Origin of the sequence: Streptomyces sp. NPDC046866, from assembly GCF_040704625.1 — a bacterium.
GTDB lineage: Bacteria > Actinomycetota > Actinomycetes > Streptomycetales > Streptomycetaceae > Streptomyces.
In genome coordinates, this window is record NZ_JBEYXN010000030.1 from 1 (window position 1) to 17453 (window position 17453).

Sequence of the window (17453 nt, forward strand, 5' to 3'; positions counted from 1 at the left end):
CGGATCTCTCCGTCCATCCCTACCCCGCTCGCCGCGCTCACCCGGACCACGTGCGCCCGCCGCAGCACGCCGTCCAGCGCTGTCGACCTGTCCATGAACCGATCCCTCCCCGCCCGGGCCGCAGAGGCCGCCCGATTCCACCGCAGCTCCCGACCGCCTCGCAACCCGGTTCCCCCGCGCCCGCAGTTCAGCGCGTACGCCGACGGGCGTCGCTGCACGATGAGGCTACCCCCCCGCTTTGGACCGACCGCCCTGTCCCGAGGCCGGCTGGCTATCGGCCGGCCCCGGCCATGTTGCGGCCAGGCGGCCGAGGACATTCGCTCGTACCGGGATGGGGAGGTATGCCCGTACGCCGACACCCGGTGCCCGATGACCGCCGTGAGTGCCGTGGACCTTCGCCCTCCGCAGTGGAACCCAGGCGGTGAAGGCGGCGTTCATCTCCTCAACGGAGGAGAAGGCCCGCCCTGCCGGCACCTGGTCGCGGACGATGTTCACCTGGCGTTCGACCCGGCCCTTGCCCTGCGGCCGGTAGGCGGCCAGCACGTCGATGTCGTAGTCGTAGTGGCCGGCGAAGGCGACCGCCTCCCGGTGCAGCGGGACCGCCTCGCCCGGGGCGACGTGCCGGCGCACGACCGTGTTGGTGCGGTCGTAGACGATGCTCATCGGGATCCCTCTAATATGCGGGTCTTGCTGTCAACCCTGGGAAACCGGTTGGGGCTCACTGCGCGGTGGGACAGGATGACGGGCGTGATCCTGAAGTATCCCTGTGTGTGCTGCGGCCGTCTGACAATGGGCGAGCCGCCCGGCTCGTATGAGATCTGCCCGGTGTGCTTCTGGGAGGACGACGCCCTGCAGCTGCGCTGGCCCGACTGGGCAGTGGGCGCCAATCGGACCTCGCTGGTCGAGGCGCAACGGAACAACCAGGCATTCGGGGCCTGTGATGAGCGGTCCGTGGAGCATGTCCGCCCGCCGGGGGACGACGAGCCGCAGGATCGGAGTTGGCGGCTTATCGATCTCGAGCGCGACCAATTCGAGCCCCAGGGCATTCAGCTGGCCGTGTGGCCAGTCGATCGAACGGTTCTTTACTGGTGGCGCTATCGGAACACGGGTTTCTGGCGTCCCGCGGTCGGATGATTGTCACCCGGCCCGTTCGTCGAGTCGAGCCAGGAGGCCGTCGAAGATCTGGTCGCGGGCGACCTGGCCCTTGGCCGCGGCGTCGTCCCGCTGACGTTCGAGGGTCGGGCGGAATTCGATCGTGGTGACGAACGTGCACGACTCACAGATCGACTCGAAGTGGCAGTCCATTTCGACCGGGCGAGCGCAGTAGCCGTTGCCGAGCATCCGGCGGTGCATTTCCCGGCGGAGCTTGCCCATCTCCGAACCCTCGGCGTCGGCCGGCAGTCGGCGCGGAGCATCGTAGAGGGCTTCGACCTTCTCCGAGACGGCGAAGTACTCGTCCGCGGCAGTGCGGTCGGCGATCCGCGCGTAAACACGCGTCATGGACAACGACCGGTGACCGAGCAGCGCGGCGATGGCCTCGAGGGACATGCCCCTGATCGCCTGGGTGGCCAGAGTATGTCTGAGCTGGTGCGGGGTGACCCGGCCGAGACCAGCCCGCTCTGCGGCCCTGCGGACGACCGCCTCGATGCGAGATGTGTTGACCGGGCGGCCGTGATCGGTGAACAACAGGTTCGAACGCAGGCCCTCGGGTCGGTGCAGCAGCCAGTCATCCAGGAGCGTCTTCAGCTTTGGATGCAACGGGAGGTAGCGGTCGGTGTGCATCTTGCCGACCGGGACGCGAAGCCAGTAGGCCGAGCCGATCTGCACCCCTGCGTCCACATCACTCCGCGAGACGGCAAAGATGCGGCGAAGTGGCGAACCCCGAGGCCGGAGGAAGTGTATGAGCAGCGAGGACCCCAGGGCGCAGCAGTGGCCGGGCTACCGCGCGAAGCCGTCCTATGACCCTGGCCAGAGCTTTGTGTTCCCCGCCCCGGTGCCTGCGGACCTGGGGGCGCTCGGGCAGGAGGTCCGGGCGGTCGACTGGCCGGTGCGGCTGGCCTTTCGCACCTCGAGGATCGCGCTGCTGGACACCCTGTGTCACTGGCAGACCCTACGTGCGCTGGCCTACGTACATGCGCTGGCTGCCCAGGCTGCGGATGCGCAGCTGCTGAGCGCCCTACGGGTGATCCCAGGGCAGGAGACGGCCAACGATCCGGCGCTGCCAGAACTCCTGGAGCGCCTGGAGCGGTATGCCCTGGCCCTCCCCCCGGACATCGTCGACGCGGTCGCCAGCGATGGCGGCAGGCTGATCGCGGCCAACCGGTTCGCGGCGTCCGTACTGGCCGCTGGGCTCACCGCCGACTCCCGCCCGGCGGACACGGACGAGGCCGTCTCCCGCGCCGTGGTGCTCACCAGCTACTGGTACGAGACCCCGGCCCAACGCGGCGCGCTCGCGCTGGCAGGGAGCGCCAACGCGTTCGTCCGCTCCTGGCTGTGGTGGTCGGCCCGCTTCACGTACGGCGACCCGGCGAGCGGCATCGGCATCACCTCGGATCCCCGCTCGGCCCGCCCGTCACCGTCCGCGCTACCCGTCTGGGCGGCCCCCCTGCTGGACCGCGCGGCCCAATGACTGCTAGGTGATGAGGTTCCGTGAGCCATCACACCGGTCGCAGGACAGCTGCCCACGGTGCCAGTGGGCAGCCTGCGCGCACTCACCGGCCGCGGGGCCGGTGAGAGGTCAGAAGCGGACCCAGCCGCTGATGACGACGGTTGGCTGGGGGCCCAACGTGAGGTTGGTGTGATAATAAACGGCCACCAGTAGAACCCGGTCCGTCAACGGAAGGCACCGCGGCCGACCCCGCCAGGACCGTTTCCGCCCCGTTCACGCACCACCTTGACCAACTTGGCGACCGGTCCATCCGCAAGCCAGTGAACGTCTCCACCCAGACTGGCTCACGCTGGACCTGTGGGGAGACGCGTTCGCGGAGATCCCCCAGAACGACGCCCTTCTCGAGTACACAGCTGTAGCATTCAGGTCGCCGGACGTCTCCGTCGTTCTGAGCTCTACCAGGTTGTGGACGGCCAGCGAGGCCCCTTCACCCTTTGGCCGCCGAACGAGCCGCACGACCTGATTGTCGCCGGAATCTGGCCGTGCATTCGACGGCGGTCTGATGGCCGCTGTTTGGTGTGCAGTGGCGTTTCGGCAGTGAACCGGGCGCCCCGCGTGGGTGAACCACCTGCCCGGGACTGTCCCCGCAGGTACGCGGCCGGTAGAGCCGCCGTCGTGATGATCACGATGAAGCGGGCCGCCACGGTGGCCGCGATCTACGCCGCCAGCCCGGCTACAGAGCAGGGGTCTAAAGGGTGTTGCTGAAGGTTTGGCTAGGGGAGGGCTTTGTGGCGTCTGACCTGCTGGTTCGCCCGGCCAGGGCGAGATTATGCATGGTGGCGACGGCCTGGACGGCGTGATGGAGGCCGTCGCCCTTCTGTCGGCAGTCGCGGAGGATCTTCCAGTTCTTCATGCGGGCGAAGGTGTGCTCGACGCGTGCCCTGATCCCTCGGTGTTCGGCGTTGTCCTCCTCCTGACCACGCAGGAGAGGACGTGCAGCCCTTCTGCGGTGCGGCACGATCAGCCCGGTACTGAGGTAGGCGCCGTCCGCGATCACCGTCGTCCCGGCCGCCGTGGCCGGCAGCTCCGACTCGCGCCAGACATGGGCATCAGCCTGGTTTCCCGGTGCCGGGCGGGCCGAGGCGACGACCAGGCGGGTGTCGGCGTCGATGATGACCTGCACGTTCGCCGAGAAGCGGTAGTTGCGTGAGGAGGCGCCGACGGTGCGGTCGCGTACGGGGATGAGCGTGCCGTCCACGATCCACAAGCGCTCGACGTCGGCAACGGGCCGCGGCGTCGGCTCCAGCGCGAGCAGCGGTCGCAGCCGGTGGATGACACGGCAGACCGTCGCCGAAGAGATCCCGAACAGCGGGGCCAGCTGCCGCATGGTGAGGTTGGTGCGGTAGTAGACGGCCACCAGCAGGACCCGATCGGCCAGTGGTAGACACCACGGCCGCCCACCGCCCGGACCGTTGCAGCCCCGCTCCTTCACCACTTTCACCAACTTCGCGAACCGGTCGATCCGCAAGCCCGTGAACGTCTCCACCCACACCGGCTCAGCCCGCAACACCCCACCCATACAAGAGAAATGCCCGGAGACGAGCCTTCTGCAACACCCTTTAGCCGTCCGGGTCACCCACCGGCCCGCTCGTCAGCCGCGGGGCGCCAGCGGGTGAAGATGCACTGATCGTCGCCCCCCGGAGTCGGAACGGCAGGGCGATGGGGTCGACGCTCGTGACTCGTCGTGGCACCAGATGCCAGAGGCTCTGGTGCCACAGCAGTGGGTGGGAACTCCTGCTACTCGGCCCCTGCCTTCTCAAGCTCAGCAAGTCGGGCAAGAATGCGCCTTGGAAGTTCAGCAGCCGTGAGCCGGAACGGGGTCCAGCGGTCCTTGGAATCTGGCTTCATCGACGCCGAGAACCGGAAACGGCCCTTGCTGTTGGGTTCTGTCACCATCTCTCCGAACGTCCCGCTTGGTATCAGCCAGGCTGTCATGACCGCCCCTCGCTCGACGTCTACGGCGATGAACAACATGTCCAGGTCAGTCCGCGGCTGGAACGTCTGCGACCGCACGAAGGCCATCAGCCTGCCCTGCTGAACCTGTGTCCCAGTGGACATTCTCGCCTTGACCTGTACCGCCAGCGTCGCGGACCTCCCGCGCCGATGGAAGACGAGGTCCACCCCCTCGTCATCCACGAGCGAAGTAGAAACGTTCAGCTCACCACCCGTGGCGAGGATGGACGAGGCCGCTACCAAGTACTCTGCGGCCTTCCCCATCCGTGCAGCTGCTGGGCTCTTGTCCAGGGAGTCCTCGTCGTCACTCATGACGGAAATCTACCGAGCGCCGACTCACGGTGACCATCCATCCGGACAGCCGCCCTGCTCCCCTGGAAAGGATTCGCGTAACGAGATGGCGGGCCCCGCGCCCGACCTCGCCGCCGTCCCCAAGGGGCACCAAGCTGCTGCCGGCACTGATGCTGCAGACGAATAGGTGACACGCGTGGGGTCCTCGTATCCGAGCTGTGCGTCGCGCTCGACACTGCGGCCGTCAATCTGGCCGCACGCTGCACCTGCGGAACAGGCTCCGCGAGCCTCTGCTGACCACCGTGTCGCCTCGGATCGGGGCTACGGCTCAGGTGCTGTACGACGCCGTGCGGGACGCCGCGGACGTGCAATTCGAACTCCATCGTCGTCACTACGAAGTCCGGAACGCCTGGCTTCCCTTGACCGCGTAGCGTTCGAGCAGCACAGCCGGGCCGTGGACGACGCGGTGAACGCCTTCTTCGTCGCAGACCGCAGGGAGGGGAGGATCATGGCGGCGAGCGCATCCGACCGTGCCAAGGTGGGACGGATCGTTGAGGTTCTGCCATCCGACGAGCCCTGGCTGGTCACGCTGGCCTGGCGCCAGCCCTTGCACCGGGCCCCCGTTGGGTTCTCCGACGGGCTGCAGGCCACCCTGAACGCCCTCAGCCAGGACGTCGTGGACTTCGAGGACCCAGAACTGGCTGGAGCTCACCAGGCGCTCTTGGACGCGCTCGAATGCCTTGTAGGCGAGTTCGCCGGTACCTTCGCCCCAGAGAGCGCCGGGCCACCCCGGTACACCGAGGTCCCACCCGAATGGAAGCGAACCGACCGCGCCCGCTACGACCAGACCCTGCGTGACCTCTCCCGGGCCGCGCGACGCCGTGCTCGACCGATACAAGGAGCTGATGAACGCCATGGGCAGCAGAGGCCACCTGCCATCACCGCAAGACCAGCCCAAGGGGCAGTCCTTCAACCTGACCAGCGGAAACAATTCTCCGGTCACCGTGAACGCCCCGTACGCCCACGCCACCGACGGCTCGACCGCCACGGCCGGCGTTCCCGGGCCGCAGCCTGCCACGCCAGTCCCCTCACCCGGTACACCCTGGTTCCGCAGCTGGGCGAAGTGGGGAGTCATCGCTGGCTTCATCGGTGCCATAGCTGGCGTCGCCGCCATCTTCATCAAATGATCTGGCCGCGCCGCCGTGAGCTCCAGCCTTGGGACAGGCTGGAGCGGGGCGTTTTGGACGACACCGCGCAGCTCGCTGGCCTGCTGCGCCATGCGCTCATCATCGGGGACCACGCCTCTTCCCAGCCGCTACGCCAGTGGGCTCTGCACGAGTTGAACGGCTATGTCAACGTTGATGCAGAGGTCCCCGAGTACCGTCGTTTGCCCGCCCCGATCCAAGCAGACTCCCTCTCATATGCGTGGCAGAAACGCGGCGAGACGATCAGCGTGAGGCACCTTCCGGAAGTCGCGCGCGACGTGATCAAGGAAGAGGTCGTCATCCCCTGGGGTGTCGGCCATATCGAAAACCTGATCGCTCGCACACCGCCCGGAGAGCACCTGAAGTTGGCACTGCCTGGGGCCGCGGAGCTCCGAACGCTGATGAGTGCGCAGTACCGCCAGCGCGGCATCTCCATCGAGGCCCTCTACTGCTCCATCGACGCCTCAGCCCTCCACGGGATCGTCGATCAGGTCCGCACTCGGCTGACCCAGTTCGTCGCCGAACTCCGATCGGCCATGCCTGCCGGCATGCAGGTCCCTTCCCCGGAGCAAGTCCACCGAGCGGTGCAGAGCATCAACATCGTCACCGGCAACAACTCCCCGGTGACGCTCACGGCTCCCGTGGCGTATGCCGAATCCGGCGGCACAGCCGATGCAGTAACCGCCGTGGAACCGGGGCGCTGGTGGCGGCGGCAGTTGCGCGAGAGACCGTTGTTCCACCGTAACCACCCCTCGGATACAACCTGGCAACCGGCACTCCCTGCGTGCACGCGCCTGGATACGACATCAGCGGCTTACCGGCCTGGAACGCCTCGCAGGCCGCCATCGACGCCTACCGCAATCACCTGCCGGATATACGGTTCATCGCCTCCCTGCTGGCCGGCTACCAGTTCGACCGCGAGGCCCCGACCGGACGACTCGCCCATGGACGGGACGCCGTCTTCTCTGAGGTGAACTCCTTGCCCTGGAGGCCCGCGACGACTTGCTGGAGGCCGGCGCGGTCCTGGACGCCCTGGCCCTCTCCTGCACACCGGGCCCGTATCTGCCAGGCGAGGAACCGTACGACGACGTCCCCGAACCGGTGGACTCCGCAGTGGAGCTGCGCACCGACGCGGCCATGCTCGCCGAGCGCCTGGTCGCCCACGACCGCATCCACGGGGGAGGGAAGACCTCACGCCCTCCCCAGCCCCGCACCGACGGCGACCGGGACGCCGAGCGGGACTCCGCCCGCGCCTATCTGCGCAGGGAGTGGATAGCCTCCCGCGAAGGCCGTCTCGGCGGCCGCCGTCTGCCGTAGCCAGCACGGACGTCAGTCTGTGAGATCTGTGAGGCTCACAGGCTATTTCCCCAAGTGGGCGAGGTGAGCTGTGAGGCTGTGAGGTGCCTCGCCAAAGGCGTTCCGCCGCCTGTCTCGCACGGTCGCAGCTCACCGCCTACCGTCACCCTCTCGGGTGAACGATGCACCTGGCGGCGCGGGCTGCGCTGCTGGACGGCACCTACCGCGAGGTCGTACTGCCGGCGGAGCGGCGCAGCCGGTCGCCAGCCCGTGGCGCGGGGCGATCAGGTGTGCAAGGCATGCATCGGTGACACGTCCCAGGCAGACGTAGCCGGCTCCCGGAACGCGTACCTGCGGCTTGACTGCGGCAAGCCCGGCTCAGAGCTTGCTGACGGCTTGGCGCTCATCACCGATTACGACACGAAGACACGTGTCGGGAGCATCATCGGTGCTTCGGAGCGCGTCAGCTCCCCTGACGCGCCCTCCGCCGTCTACAGCCCGTACCTCGACACCGCGGTTCAACACCTTTACGAGGAGGCGGTCCAGGGCAGCAAGCCCGCCGTCACGCCTCCGATCACGCCGGGCGCGAGCCCCTTGTACACACCTCCCGTCACCCCGCCGAGCGCAAGCCCCTCGCCGTCAGCGCCCCGCCCTACGGCCTCGAGCACTCCTGCCACGCCTCCCTAGCCCACCGACCCGGGCGCCCTTCTGACGGCGGTGAGATGAAGGTGAAGGCGACGCCCGCCCAGATCGCCGCGGCGAAGGAGGCGGAGGCGTACTGGACACCCGAGCGCATCGCCAAGGCCGTCCCAGTGGACGGCGGCAAGGCGTCGGACACCAGCGCTGCACGGGAGAGCGGTGTGACACAGCCGCGCCATCCCACTTCGACAACAACGGCGTAGCCACAGTCGGCGTGTTCCTCATCAACGAGGACGACGACCCCCAGTCGGACCCCGGCGGCCGCGACCAGTTCTGTTCGGCGAGTGTTGTGGCCTCCCCGACCAAGTCGCTCGTGTTGACGGCTGCGCACTGCCTCAGCGACAACGACCGCTTCAAGCGACTGGCGTTTGCTCCCGGCTGGAAGCCGGACCCGCGAACCCGGAGAATCGTGGAATCGCACCGTACGGAGTCTTCCCGATCCAGAAGGGAAAGATCTGGATCGACGGCCGGTACCTGGCCCAGGGGCCGTGCAAGGCAGATGATGTCGACTTCGCGTTCCTGAAGACCGGACCCAACTCCAAAGGGCAGTTCCTGGAGAATGCCACTGGTATGGGCAACACTCTCACCACGATCGCACCGGGGCAGTTCAGCCAGAAGAACGTGAGCCTGTTCGGGTTCCCCGGCGGGTCCAAGGCTCCGCTCGTATGCCCCTCGACGAACACCACCGGATACTCCGGTCGGTTCCTGAAGATCGCTTGCAAGGGCTACGCCGGCGGTGTGTCTGGAGGCCCCTTCCTGCGCAACTTTGACGGCAAGCGCGGGGACGTGATCGGTGTCATCGGTGGCTGGAAGACCGGTGGAACCATCGACGACGAGTCCTATTCCTCGCAGTTCGACGCCGACGTCATCCGCCTCTACAACCAGGCGGTGAACGACTACGCTCCTGACACCCCCAACGGCGATGCGACGATGGGCAGCTCGGACCTCTGGAAGCACGCTACCGGCGCCGCCTCGGGAACCTTCCACACCAGCTCCCAGCAGTTCGGCGACTCTGACCTCATCGTCAAGTGGGACGACGGAGAGGTCACCCTCTACCCCGGAGACCAGAACTTCGGATTCCACACAGGCTGCAAGCCCGACGCGCCCTGCGAAACACAGCTGGCCAAGCCCAACGACGTGTGGAAAAACTACGCCGACATCATCACGGCCGGTGACTACGCAGGAACCAACGCATACGACCTGCTGGTCAAGTGGGTCGACGGTGAAGTCACCCTCTACCCGGACGTCAGTGAAGGCACCGGCCTCCCCACAGCCTTGGACCAGCACCTTCCCAACGAGATCATTCTCGCCGCGCCACACTCAGTGTGGGAGTACGCCCGCGGTTTCGCGACCGGCAAGTACGGAGGCAACCAGTGGCCCGACGACCTAATCGTCCGCTGGAGCGACGGCGAGGTCACCAAGTACATCGACATCGACGGCAGCGGACTGCACGCCGAGGAACAGCTCGCCGCTCCGAACGACCAGTGGAATACCGCGAGCCTCATCACCGGCGGTGACCTCGACGGCGACAGCAACGGCACCGACCCCAACCACGACCTGCTCGTCGTATGGGCCAGCGGAACGGTGAGCGTCTTCCCCAACGTGAACTCCGGACGCCTCCAGAACGAGCAAGTCATCGAATCCAGCTCCACCTGGACCCACGCAAGTGTCATCGCCCTCGGCGAATACGGCATGAACGACTGGGAGGACGACCTCATCGTCCGCTGCTCGGACGGCGAGGTCACCATGTACGGAAAGACCCAGGCCGGCGCCATCGGCCGCGAGTACCAGCTCGTCCCCCCGCCCGCAGCAGCGAGGGCAGCCACCGCCCAGAGGGCCGTCCGACCGGACGACCCCTGTGCGAAGGTGTGTGGACCGGAACTGTATCGCCGTAGCCACTAAAGCCAGTGGGCCGTGGGGCCCCCGCCCACATCGCGTGGGCCCCACGGCCCGAACCGAGGACGCCATCATGCGGATACCAAAACCACTTTTGGCCTTAGCCATCGCTGCTGCTCTCGCTGGCTGCACGAGCAATGAAACGCCAGCGTACGAACCTGGAACGGAATGGGAGCCCGACGACGCCCTGCGAAACGCCCAGGCGATCCTGAAGGACGATGATGTTCCCACGAACCGTATCAAATCAGGCGCTCCGCACCTAGCCTCGGGTCTGAACGAAACCCTGCAGACCGGCGGCGACAAGCCTTACCGCTTCGACATCGTGTGCGACAGCGGCGAGGTTTCCAAGGTGACACTCGTCGTGACCCGCAGCACATCGAGAAGACAGTTCGGCGTTGCATGTGCAGGTACCGACGCCGTCCGCGTCAACTTTCCCGCAGGACCGCCTGTCACCGTGACCGTCCCGCCCCTAGCAGGCAAGACCAAGCCCCAGGGCCTGCTCGTCTGGAACCTCAAGGTCCTCGAGTCCGCCGATGTGCACGGCTGCGCCAACAACATCGAGGGCTGCTAGCCAGCCGCATCGTGGACGGAACAGTCGGCACAGGGCGTTGGAACGCGTCGGCCATCGGCCGGAGTACATCAGCTCTTGTAGGGGGCCTCCAGTAGATCGGCTGCCATTCGGACGGCCACGAACGAGGCCATCGTTGTCTATCGCCTGACCAGTCCGGCACGGCAGGCACGCGAGCACACCGCTTCGGGTCCGACGCGACGCTACCCCGGGCCACCGAGCCGGCCCTCCCACGCCGCCCCGCGGATCGACGCCGACGACCCCTTCCCGCGTACACAGGCGACGGTGCCCCAGGAATAGGTGAGCGAACACGTCAAGCTGTGAACCTTTTTTGAAGGTCGGTTGAGCTGGTGACTGGCAGATGTTCAGGTGGTAGGTAACGCAGATGGCACGCGGAGTCGCAAGACGATGGCGTGAGACGGTAGCCGAACGGATCACGCCACCTTGCGTTCTTATTCAACTGCGCCAAGACATGGCCCTGCACCGCGACCTGCTGGGCTCCTGGGTCAAGGGCGCTCACCTGGAGAGCCTGATCCCGCTGATCGGAAGCGGCGGCGGCACCAGGCAGCGCCCCTCTGCCTGACCGCGACGCGCGCTGCGCCCGGAGATCTACGCCGTACTGGAGCTAGCAGGTCCTGGGCCCCGAGCACCGGCACCCGCCCCGGCCTATCCGGGCGCTGCGCCGCCAGCCAGCCGCCATCGTTTGGAATCCCAGTTGTGCGGCTATCCCCAGTCGTGCAGGTCCCGTTTCAGCTCGTTGAACCGTGCGGCCCGGCGGGGGGCTTGGCTCGCGTCGGGTGGGCTGCCGAGCGCGAGTACGGGATCGGTGACCTGGTAGGTCACCCGATAGTCCAGGACGTCCAGGGCGGTTTCCAGCCATTCCTCCGCCTGGCGTGGGGAGCCATGGGGCCGAGTGCCGTCGTGAACCACACGGGTAGCAGGTCGGTGCCGGTGAGCGCTTCCGACAGGCGGCTGCGTAGGCGTACGCGCAGCTGGGAGTACGCCCGTTGACCGGCCTCGATGACCGCTGCCGACTTCGCACGGCGGGCCTTGTCCGCGGCCTGCTCGGCTTGGGCGCCCTGAGCGCTCTGTGCCAGCTGCCCGATCCGTTCCTGGCCCTTCTGGGCCTCGGCCGCGGCCTTGGCGAACGCCTGCTCGGCCTTCTTACGGCGCGGGCCGCCGGCCGGCGTGGAGGCCAGTACGGCCGCGGCGTCGCGGACGGTCGAGCGGTGCGCGGCCAGTGCCTGCCTCGCCTGCTGGTAGTGAGTGATCCGGAGCTGGAGGACGTTGCGCTGGTGCGCGGAGAGGAGGACTTCCTCGGCAGCAAGCCCCTCCTCAACGGCGAGACCGAGGCCCCTCAGCTTTCCTCCTCGGTCGACGTCCAGGTCGACGACGACGGCACCCTCGGCCTGCCGCAGGTGCCGCTCCAGCGCGCTCACCCGCGTGGCCAGCCGCTCCAACCCCGTCTCCGTCGCGGTGATGGACTCCTCCAGCTCGTCGGAGCGCGCATCGGCGATCTCCTTGGCTTCCTGCAGTTCTGCCTCAAAGGTGTCGAAGCGCCGCGTGGCGCTGCGCTCACGATCCTCCAGGCGCTCCACCGTGTCCTCGATGTAGGACGGCTTCGACTTGAGGTCGGACAGGGCATAGTCGGTGTCGCGTTCGAAGGTGTCCTGGCTGCGTTTGAGTGCGTCGATGCGGCGGCCGCGTTCCTCGCCCAGGCCCAGGGAGTCGTATCCGCTCATGCCTTCGCCTTCCTCACGTCGTCCCCGCTCGCTTCGCTGGCCAGGCCGTAGCCGGCGGCCCAGCACACGAGAGGCAGGAGCCACACCCACCACGGCAGCATCCCAAACGTGAGCAGCGGCACCGCAAAGCTGGCGACGCCCAGTGCGGCCGCGGCGTGCCGCAGCTGCCGGTGCTTGCCCGGCAGGGGCTTCTGGCCGGCCTTGTAGAACGCGGAGGTCCCGATCAGCTGCGCCAGTGCGAGGGGCGTCCACCACCCGCTGATCCAGCCGACCCCGGCGGCCACGCCCAGCAGCACCGCACACGCTGCGTGGGCCCACAACGCCACCGTGAACCACTTGGTGCTCACCTCGAGGTGAGGCTGCTCCAACCTGGCCGGCACCTGCGCCTCGTACGTGAGCAGCGCGTTGCCTGCCTGTACCAGGCGCGCGAAGGCGGCCGCGTACTGCGGATCGTCCTCGTCCAAGCTGTCGAGACCTTGGAGAGCGGCAGTGATCTCGGCCTGCAACTCCGTGACCTCCTGGGCTATCTCCTCGTGAAGCTCGGCCACATGTCCCCCTCCTCGACGACCACGGGGCACCTCCCGCGTGTCCGCTGCGAAACCGGTCGACAGTACCGGCCGCCTCACTCCCCGTGCTTGTGACTTCTCCGGGAGTGGCCGGATCAAAGCGCTCGACGACCGACCACCGGTTTCGACGCAGCGACGGCCATGAACCGCTCGGCCCCGGCGCGGGGATCGGCAGGATGATGACAGAGCGTGGCTTGGTCGCCCAGCGCATCCGGCGGCCCTCCCCGTTCCAGTAACGGATCCCATCCGATCTCACCGGTCGGACGCGTGGTCGAGACCGCGGGCCACTGAGCGGCGTCTGCTGCATCCGCCTTCAGGGTGTTGGGGCGCCCGACGGCTGTTTACGGAACCTCTGACCGCAATCCTGGCTGAGGCGCGGGGGTCGGCGCATATGATCCAAACCAGGGGAACAGGGGAGGATGAGCATGTCAGGAGACGCAAACAACACGGGAACAAGCCTGAACAGCGTGGATGGTTTACCGGGGCCGCTGGCTTCGGGAGGCGGAAGCGTGTTCGGCTCGACGCCGGCGGAGAAGAAGGCCGCGGCGAACACCATCGAGACCGAGCTGGAGCCCAACACCAAGAAGGCCACAGACGGTGCGAAAGAGAAGACTAGCGCGGCGGCAAGGACCCTTGATGGCTGGGAAACGGCTTCCGGCCTGAAGAAGGTAACGGAGACCTGGGACCAGCAGGCGAAGATGCTAATGGGCCGCCTGAGCGCCGAAAAGGCCTCCTTACGTGGCACCTCCGGCTTGTTCGTACAGAACGACGTACGCACGGGTGACGACCTCCGCGCGCTGGCTCCGAAATCCAAGCTCGAGCGACTGTAGGGGGATCGGGATCGTGTTGACCTACCAGGAAGTCATGACGACCGATCTCGGCGTTCTGACGACAGCTGCCGAAAAATGGCAATCCATGGCCGCTGATCTGTCCAAGGTAGAGGAGCGTTACGGGGAGACGGTCCAGAAGATTACCCTGGGCCAGAACTGGCTCGGGGTCAGTGTGGAAGCGGCGCAAACGAAGTTCGCGACGACTCGGCGTGAGTACAAGTCCGCGCAGACCGAGGCGAAGGCGGTGGCCAAGCTCCTGACGGACGCGCACACCGGTTTCGCGGACCTGAAGAAGAAGGTCGAATCGGCGCGGGACGACGCGGTGGCCGCGGGCATGGCGGTCTCGGCAGCGGGACGCGCGACCTTCGACTTCACGCGGGTTCAGGACCCGGCGCAGGCCCGGACCCTGCGGCGCGACCCGGACCTGAAGAGCGTGGAGGAGTCCTGGACCGCGCACATCGCCGCGGCGGTGAGGGCCATGGACGAGTTCGACAAGGCCGTCAAGCAGGCACTCGAAGCCGTGGTCGTGGACGGGAACATCCTCGACGGCACCATCGGGGGGTTCAACGCCTCGGCCAGTCCCGTCATCCCGCCGACGGGGTCGGCGCGGAGTGAGCAGAAATTCACCGACGCCGAGAAGTGGATCTTCGAGGAGATGAAGCGGAACGCAAAATCGGACACCGTCGGGCACATACGGTCCCTGCTGGACAAACCCGAGTGGTACGAATTCGGGCGCAACTACGGTTCCGACATCAACACGGCGCTGACGATGTGGGGCGTGAAGGTGGCTCCGGGGCAGGACTGGGACCACAAGCCGCAGCTGCAGGAGCGATACGACCTGCAAACGCTTGACGACTACTTCTTCAAGCAGCCTGGAACGAACCGCGAAGTCTTCTACGACATCTATTCCAACGTCCACTACGGATACGTCGGCCGAGCAGCCGGCTTCGACGCGGACACCTTGATCAAAGGCGCCTCCCTTGGAGAAACGGTGCTCACCGGGGATGACGACCAAGGGGATCAGATAACGATGCGCGTCGGCATGGACCTCTACGACAAGTACGGCGACAACCTGACCGAGGAACAGCTCCGGCAAGGAATCAACGACGCGATAGACCAGATGGAGCAAGCACAGCGCAATGGCGAGAACGTCCCGCAGATCAGGACCCGGAAGTGACGCGGGGGCAGTGGGGCTGTGCAGTCGCCCCCGTGGCCAGCCTGGCCACCGGCGTGCTCGGGTCGGTGCTGCTGGCAGCCGCGTGGCGGGCGTGCGATGTAGGGGTGAACGGCGCGGCCAACGGCCTCGCGCTGACCTTCTACGGAGCACTGCTCGCGATCGCGGCAGCGGTGTGGTGGGGGATGCTCATCGGGTACGTAGGACGCTGGAACCTCACAGTCGCCCTCCTGGGTGGCACGGCCGGCGCCGCGGTCATGGTATGGATCTTCGTGGCTCTCCTCCAGGTCCCCAACGGCTACCGCTGCTGACGAGGTCGCCCCGGCGCGGTGATGCGCCGAGCCCTCTGCGCCTGGTCATCGAGGGCGAATGTCGAAGGAACTCGTGCGACCGTCGTGCAGGCGGCCTGTTCGATGCCGAGGGGAAGGTGGCCGAGTTCGGTGCACAGTTCGACGGCACCGTCCAGGTCTCGTCCGGGACTTGCGTGGGTGGCGATACGGGTGAGCAGGGCGAGGGATTCTTTTGGTTCGAGGACGTCGAGGCGGACCACCTTGGTGGCGTCGCTCCAGGCGGTGGCGAGCCGGCTGGTGATCAGGAAGCGGGCCGTCGGCGGCGCGTGCGATCACGGGGGCGATGTCCGCGGGGTCGTTGACGTTGTCGAGGGTGAGCGGCCAGCCGGTGTGGCTGGCCAGCCACTGCAGCGCCGGCGACATCGCCGGCATCTCCACCGGCTTCCACGACCTCGGCACCCTCACCGGCGGCCACTACCCAGGCCAGCTCATCGTCATCGCCGACCGCCCCTCCATGGGCACCTCCACCCTCAGCCTGGACCTCCTGCGCGTGTGGCCAGCATCAAGCAGAACCTGCCCACAGCCCTCTTCACCTCGAGTCCCACCGCACCGTCGTCACCCTCCGCCTCCTCGCCGCCGAGGTTCGTGTCGCCCTGACCCACATGCGCTCCGGCAGCAGGACCGACGACGACTGGACCCGCCTCGCCAAGCGCATGCGCCCCGCACCCGCTCGTTGGTCGCCCCGGCCGTCGGCGGAAGCGTCCAGACCGTGCACGTCCTGGCGCCCGCGCCCGTGAAGGCCGGCCCAGTCGCCGACCCGGTACCGCATCAGGCTGCTTCCGTCGTACCGGCGCAGCGACCTGCTCCGCCAGAGGGCTACCGCCTCGGCGTCGAAGCGCACCGTGCCGCGGGGAGGGCGTCCCGAGCGGACGGGGGCATCGCGCAGGCGGCCGCGCGGCGGGAATGCGTCGTGCAGTGGCGCCGGGGCCCGAGTCGAACGCGTGCAGCGGCCGGGGCAGCAGTTTTCCTTCCGCCAGTCGCCCTCGCTTCGCACCTCGGCCAGACCTGGCCAGCACTGAGCAGGGACGCCTGCTGGAGGAGAGGGCCCCACACATCGGCCTACGCCGGGGTGCTTGCTTCCGTGCGGGCGGCTGCATCGACCGAGTTCTACGGCCTCAGTGCGACGCCTGCCTCCCGGAGCAGGGCAGCGAGGTCGTCGGGGATCGGCATGGGGGTGGTGAGTCCGGCCCGGGTGCGGCCGGTGTTGCCGTCTGGATACTTCCCGGCCGCTGAGCCGGGAGCGGCCACGACCAGGCGCACCAGCTGGCCGAGGACCTCGTGCAGGTCGCGGTCGCGCAGGGCCAGGCGGAGCATCAGGCCGTGGGTGCGGGTGTGGGGCCATGGCCAGGGCTGGGACAGGATGTGGGCCCGCTCGGCGGCCCGCCATCGCTCTGCCGTCACTCCCGGCGCGCGGGCTGCGGACATCTCGGCGGTGAATGCCTCACGCAGGGGGCGTGGCATGGGGGCGCGGCGGGACACGGAAGACCTCCAACAGTTCAGGGTTTCTTGGATTCAAGCATCCATGTATCGTCTTGTCCATGCTGACCCTCGCGACCGACCTCGACGCCCTGACCCGCTTCGGCCGGGCGCTGGCCGACCCGATCCGCTGTCGCCTGCTGCTCGTGCTGCGCGAGGCCCCGGCCTATCCCTCCGACCTCGCCGACACGCTGGGGATCTCCCGCACCAGGCTGTCGAACCACCTGGCGTGCCTGCGCGACTGCGGTCTGGTCGTCACCGTCCCCGACGGCCGCCGTACCCGCTACGAGCTGGCCGACCCCCGCCTTGGCCACGCCCTGGACGACCTGCGCAACGCCGTCGTGGCCGTCGCCTCCGACCGCACCTGCGTCGACGTCGACGACAAGGGGTGCTGCTGATGACCGGGTGCCCCTCGGGCCCAGCCCGGCCCGCCGCGACGTACTCGCCCGCCACGACTGCTGCACCTGAAGGCGGCAACCGGAACCGGTCACGACTGCCGGCAGCTGCCGACACGCCGCAGCGTTCGTAGAACTCACCGTCCGTAATTAGTGTCGGCCGAGCGTTCTTGGAAGGCAGCTACAACCGTTCTTCGTTCTCACTGACGTAGCCAGCCCGCCTGACCAAGGTGATCTCGGACATTCGTGATCCGGGCCGAGGGCTGCTCGGCGTGGCCCTGCGGTCGGGGGTGCCGCGGAGTGCCGGGGTCGCCTGGGCAGCTCCGCGCTGCCCAGGCGACCCC

At 67.7% G+C, this 17453-nt stretch carries 18 protein-coding genes and 4 pseudogenes; 13 read left to right on the forward strand and 9 right to left on the reverse strand.

Going from position 1 to position 17453, the window contains the following annotated elements; genetic code table 11:
- Positions 1 to 375 precede the first annotated feature (375 nt).
- Positions 376 to 672 (reverse strand): annotated as a pseudogene (locus tag AB0953_RS30810) (IS21 family transposase); the annotation flags it as partial.
- 75 nt (positions 673 to 747) lie between these two features.
- Here AB0953_RS30810 and AB0953_RS30815 point away from each other — a divergent pair.
- On the forward strand, positions 748 to 1134 hold the full coding sequence (locus AB0953_RS30815; RefSeq protein WP_366862863.1) for a CPCC family cysteine-rich protein: 387 nt from the start codon (positions 748 to 750) through the stop codon (positions 1132 to 1134).
- A gap of 3 nt (positions 1135 to 1137) precedes the next feature.
- Here the strand turns inward: AB0953_RS30815 and AB0953_RS30820 are convergent, their stop codons facing one another.
- A complete protein-coding gene (locus tag AB0953_RS30820) occupies positions 1138 to 1827 on the reverse strand; it encodes a tyrosine-type recombinase/integrase (RefSeq protein ID WP_366862864.1) in 690 nt (229 codons plus the stop codon).
- Positions 1828 to 1900: 73 nt separating this feature from the next.
- Between AB0953_RS30820 and AB0953_RS30825 the strand changes: the two genes are divergently transcribed.
- Positions 1901 to 2629 (forward strand): hypothetical protein, encoded by a 729-nt coding sequence (locus tag AB0953_RS30825; RefSeq protein WP_366862865.1) that lies wholly within the window; start codon positions 1901 to 1903, stop codon positions 2627 to 2629.
- A gap of 153 nt (positions 2630 to 2782) precedes the next feature.
- Here the strand turns inward: AB0953_RS30825 and AB0953_RS30830 are convergent.
- From AB0953_RS30830 to AB0953_RS30845, 4 genes and pseudogenes are all read right to left on the reverse strand, one after another.
- Positions 2783 to 2882, reverse strand: a pseudogene (locus AB0953_RS30830) (IS5/IS1182 family transposase); the annotation flags it as partial.
- Between the two features lie 537 nt (positions 2883 to 3419).
- A pseudogene (locus AB0953_RS30835) lies at positions 3420 to 4187 on the reverse strand (transposase); the annotation flags it as partial.
- A 218-nt stretch (positions 4188 to 4405) separates the two neighbouring features.
- On the reverse strand, positions 4406 to 4933 hold the full coding sequence (locus AB0953_RS30840; RefSeq protein WP_366862866.1) for a hypothetical protein: 528 nt from the start codon (positions 4931 to 4933) through the stop codon (positions 4406 to 4408).
- A gap of 370 nt (positions 4934 to 5303) precedes the next feature.
- A complete protein-coding gene (locus tag AB0953_RS30845) occupies positions 5304 to 5828 on the reverse strand; it encodes a hypothetical protein (protein WP_366862867.1) in 525 nt (174 codons plus the stop codon).
- Here AB0953_RS30845 and AB0953_RS30850 point away from each other — a divergent pair.
- From AB0953_RS30850 to AB0953_RS30875, 6 genes are all read left to right on the forward strand, one after another.
- A complete protein-coding gene (locus AB0953_RS30850) occupies positions 5818 to 6099 on the forward strand; it encodes a hypothetical protein (protein ID WP_366862868.1) in 282 nt (93 codons plus the stop codon). The genes AB0953_RS30845 and AB0953_RS30850 overlap by 11 nt on opposite strands.
- The gene (locus AB0953_RS30855) at positions 6096 to 7091 is read left to right on the forward strand and encodes a hypothetical protein (protein WP_366862869.1); all 996 of its coding nucleotides are present in this window, start codon (positions 6096 to 6098) and stop codon (positions 7089 to 7091) included. The genes AB0953_RS30850 and AB0953_RS30855 overlap by 4 nt, the downstream gene beginning before the upstream one ends.
- A gap of 28 nt (positions 7092 to 7119) precedes the next feature.
- Entirely contained in the window at positions 7120 to 7434 is a 315-nt protein-coding gene (locus AB0953_RS30860) for a hypothetical protein (protein ID WP_366862870.1), read from the forward strand.
- A 701-nt stretch (positions 7435 to 8135) separates the two neighbouring features.
- A complete protein-coding gene (locus tag AB0953_RS30865; protein WP_366862871.1) occupies positions 8136 to 8315 on the forward strand; it encodes a hypothetical protein in 180 nt (59 codons plus the stop codon).
- Positions 8316 to 8682: 367 nt separating this feature from the next.
- On the forward strand, positions 8683 to 10014 hold the full coding sequence (locus tag AB0953_RS30870) for a hypothetical protein (protein WP_366862872.1): 1332 nt from the start codon (positions 8683 to 8685) through the stop codon (positions 10012 to 10014).
- A 67-nt stretch (positions 10015 to 10081) separates the two neighbouring features.
- Entirely contained in the window at positions 10082 to 10579 is a 498-nt protein-coding gene (locus tag AB0953_RS30875; RefSeq protein WP_366862873.1) for a hypothetical protein, read from the forward strand.
- 836 nt (positions 10580 to 11415) lie between these two features.
- On the opposite strand, the gene AB0953_RS30880 is transcribed toward AB0953_RS30875, so the two are convergent.
- Positions 11416 to 12318, reverse strand: coding sequence for a CopG family transcriptional regulator (locus AB0953_RS30880; RefSeq protein ID WP_366862874.1), 903 nt, complete (start codon positions 12316 to 12318; stop codon positions 11416 to 11418).
- Positions 12315 to 12866, reverse strand: coding sequence for a hypothetical protein (locus AB0953_RS30885; protein ID WP_366862875.1), 552 nt, complete (start codon positions 12864 to 12866; stop codon positions 12315 to 12317). Before AB0953_RS30885 ends, AB0953_RS30880 begins: the two co-directional genes overlap by 4 nt.
- Before the next feature lie 443 nt (positions 12867 to 13309).
- Between AB0953_RS30885 and AB0953_RS30890 the strand changes: the two genes are divergently transcribed.
- The 4 genes and pseudogenes from AB0953_RS30890 to AB0953_RS30905 all read left to right on the forward strand — a co-directional run.
- Positions 13310 to 13714 (forward strand): hypothetical protein, encoded by a 405-nt coding sequence (locus tag AB0953_RS30890; RefSeq protein WP_366862876.1) that lies wholly within the window; start codon positions 13310 to 13312, stop codon positions 13712 to 13714.
- Between the two features lie 34 nt (positions 13715 to 13748).
- Complete coding sequence (locus tag AB0953_RS30895; RefSeq protein WP_366862877.1) at positions 13749 to 14891, forward strand: polymorphic toxin type 44 domain-containing protein; 1143 nt, start codon at positions 13749 to 13751, stop codon at positions 14889 to 14891.
- On the forward strand, positions 14888 to 15199 hold the full coding sequence (locus tag AB0953_RS30900) for a hypothetical protein (RefSeq protein ID WP_366862878.1): 312 nt from the start codon (positions 14888 to 14890) through the stop codon (positions 15197 to 15199). Before AB0953_RS30895 ends, AB0953_RS30900 begins: the two co-directional genes overlap by 4 nt.
- A 391-nt stretch (positions 15200 to 15590) precedes the next feature.
- Positions 15591 to 15894 (forward strand): annotated as a pseudogene (locus tag AB0953_RS30905) (DnaB-like helicase C-terminal domain-containing protein); the annotation flags it as partial.
- Positions 15895 to 16345: 451 nt separating this feature from the next.
- Here AB0953_RS30905 and AB0953_RS30910 read toward each other — a convergent pair.
- Complete coding sequence (locus AB0953_RS30910) at positions 16346 to 16699, reverse strand: DUF3703 domain-containing protein (RefSeq protein ID WP_366862929.1); 354 nt, start codon at positions 16697 to 16699, stop codon at positions 16346 to 16348.
- A 77-nt stretch (positions 16700 to 16776) separates the two neighbouring features.
- Between AB0953_RS30910 and AB0953_RS30915 the strand changes: the two genes are divergently transcribed.
- Entirely contained in the window at positions 16777 to 17112 is a 336-nt protein-coding gene (locus AB0953_RS30915; RefSeq protein WP_366862879.1) for a metalloregulator ArsR/SmtB family transcription factor, read from the forward strand.
- The last annotated feature ends 341 nt before the right edge of the window (positions 17113 to 17453 follow it).

Bases quoted from the DNA above. Each gene is read 5' to 3' on its own strand.
- AB0953_RS30915 (WP_366862879.1), top strand. From the start codon at position 16,777: ATGCTGACCCTCGCGACCGACCTCGACGCCCTGACCCGCTTCGGCCGG.
- AB0953_RS30890 (WP_366862876.1), top strand. From the start codon at position 13,310: ATGTCAGGAGACGCAAACAACACGGGAACAAGCCTGAACAGCGTGGAT.
- AB0953_RS30825 (WP_366862865.1), top strand. From the start codon at position 1,901: ATGAGCAGCGAGGACCCCAGGGCGCAGCAGTGGCCGGGCTACCGCGCG.
- AB0953_RS30855 (WP_366862869.1), top strand. From the start codon at position 6,096: ATGATCTGGCCGCGCCGCCGTGAGCTCCAGCCTTGGGACAGGCTGGAG.
- AB0953_RS30870 (WP_366862872.1), top strand. From the start codon at position 8,683: ATGGGCAACACTCTCACCACGATCGCACCGGGGCAGTTCAGCCAGAAG.
- AB0953_RS30850 (WP_366862868.1), top strand. From the start codon at position 5,818: ATGAACGCCATGGGCAGCAGAGGCCACCTGCCATCACCGCAAGACCAG.
- AB0953_RS30875 (WP_366862873.1), top strand. From the start codon at position 10,082: ATGCGGATACCAAAACCACTTTTGGCCTTAGCCATCGCTGCTGCTCTC.
- AB0953_RS30865 (WP_366862871.1), top strand. From the start codon at position 8,136: ATGAAGGTGAAGGCGACGCCCGCCCAGATCGCCGCGGCGAAGGAGGCG.
- AB0953_RS30845 (WP_366862867.1), bottom strand. From the start codon at position 5,828: ATGGCGTTCATCAGCTCCTTGTATCGGTCGAGCACGGCGTCGCGCGGC.
- AB0953_RS30880 (WP_366862874.1), bottom strand. From the start codon at position 12,318: ATGAGCGGATACGACTCCCTGGGCCTGGGCGAGGAACGCGGCCGCCGC.
- AB0953_RS30840 (WP_366862866.1), bottom strand. From the start codon at position 4,933: ATGAGTGACGACGAGGACTCCCTGGACAAGAGCCCAGCAGCTGCACGG.
- AB0953_RS30895 (WP_366862877.1), top strand. From the start codon at position 13,749: ATGACGACCGATCTCGGCGTTCTGACGACAGCTGCCGAAAAATGGCAA.
- AB0953_RS30910 (WP_366862929.1), bottom strand. From the start codon at position 16,699: ATGCCACGCCCCCTGCGTGAGGCATTCACCGCCGAGATGTCCGCAGCC.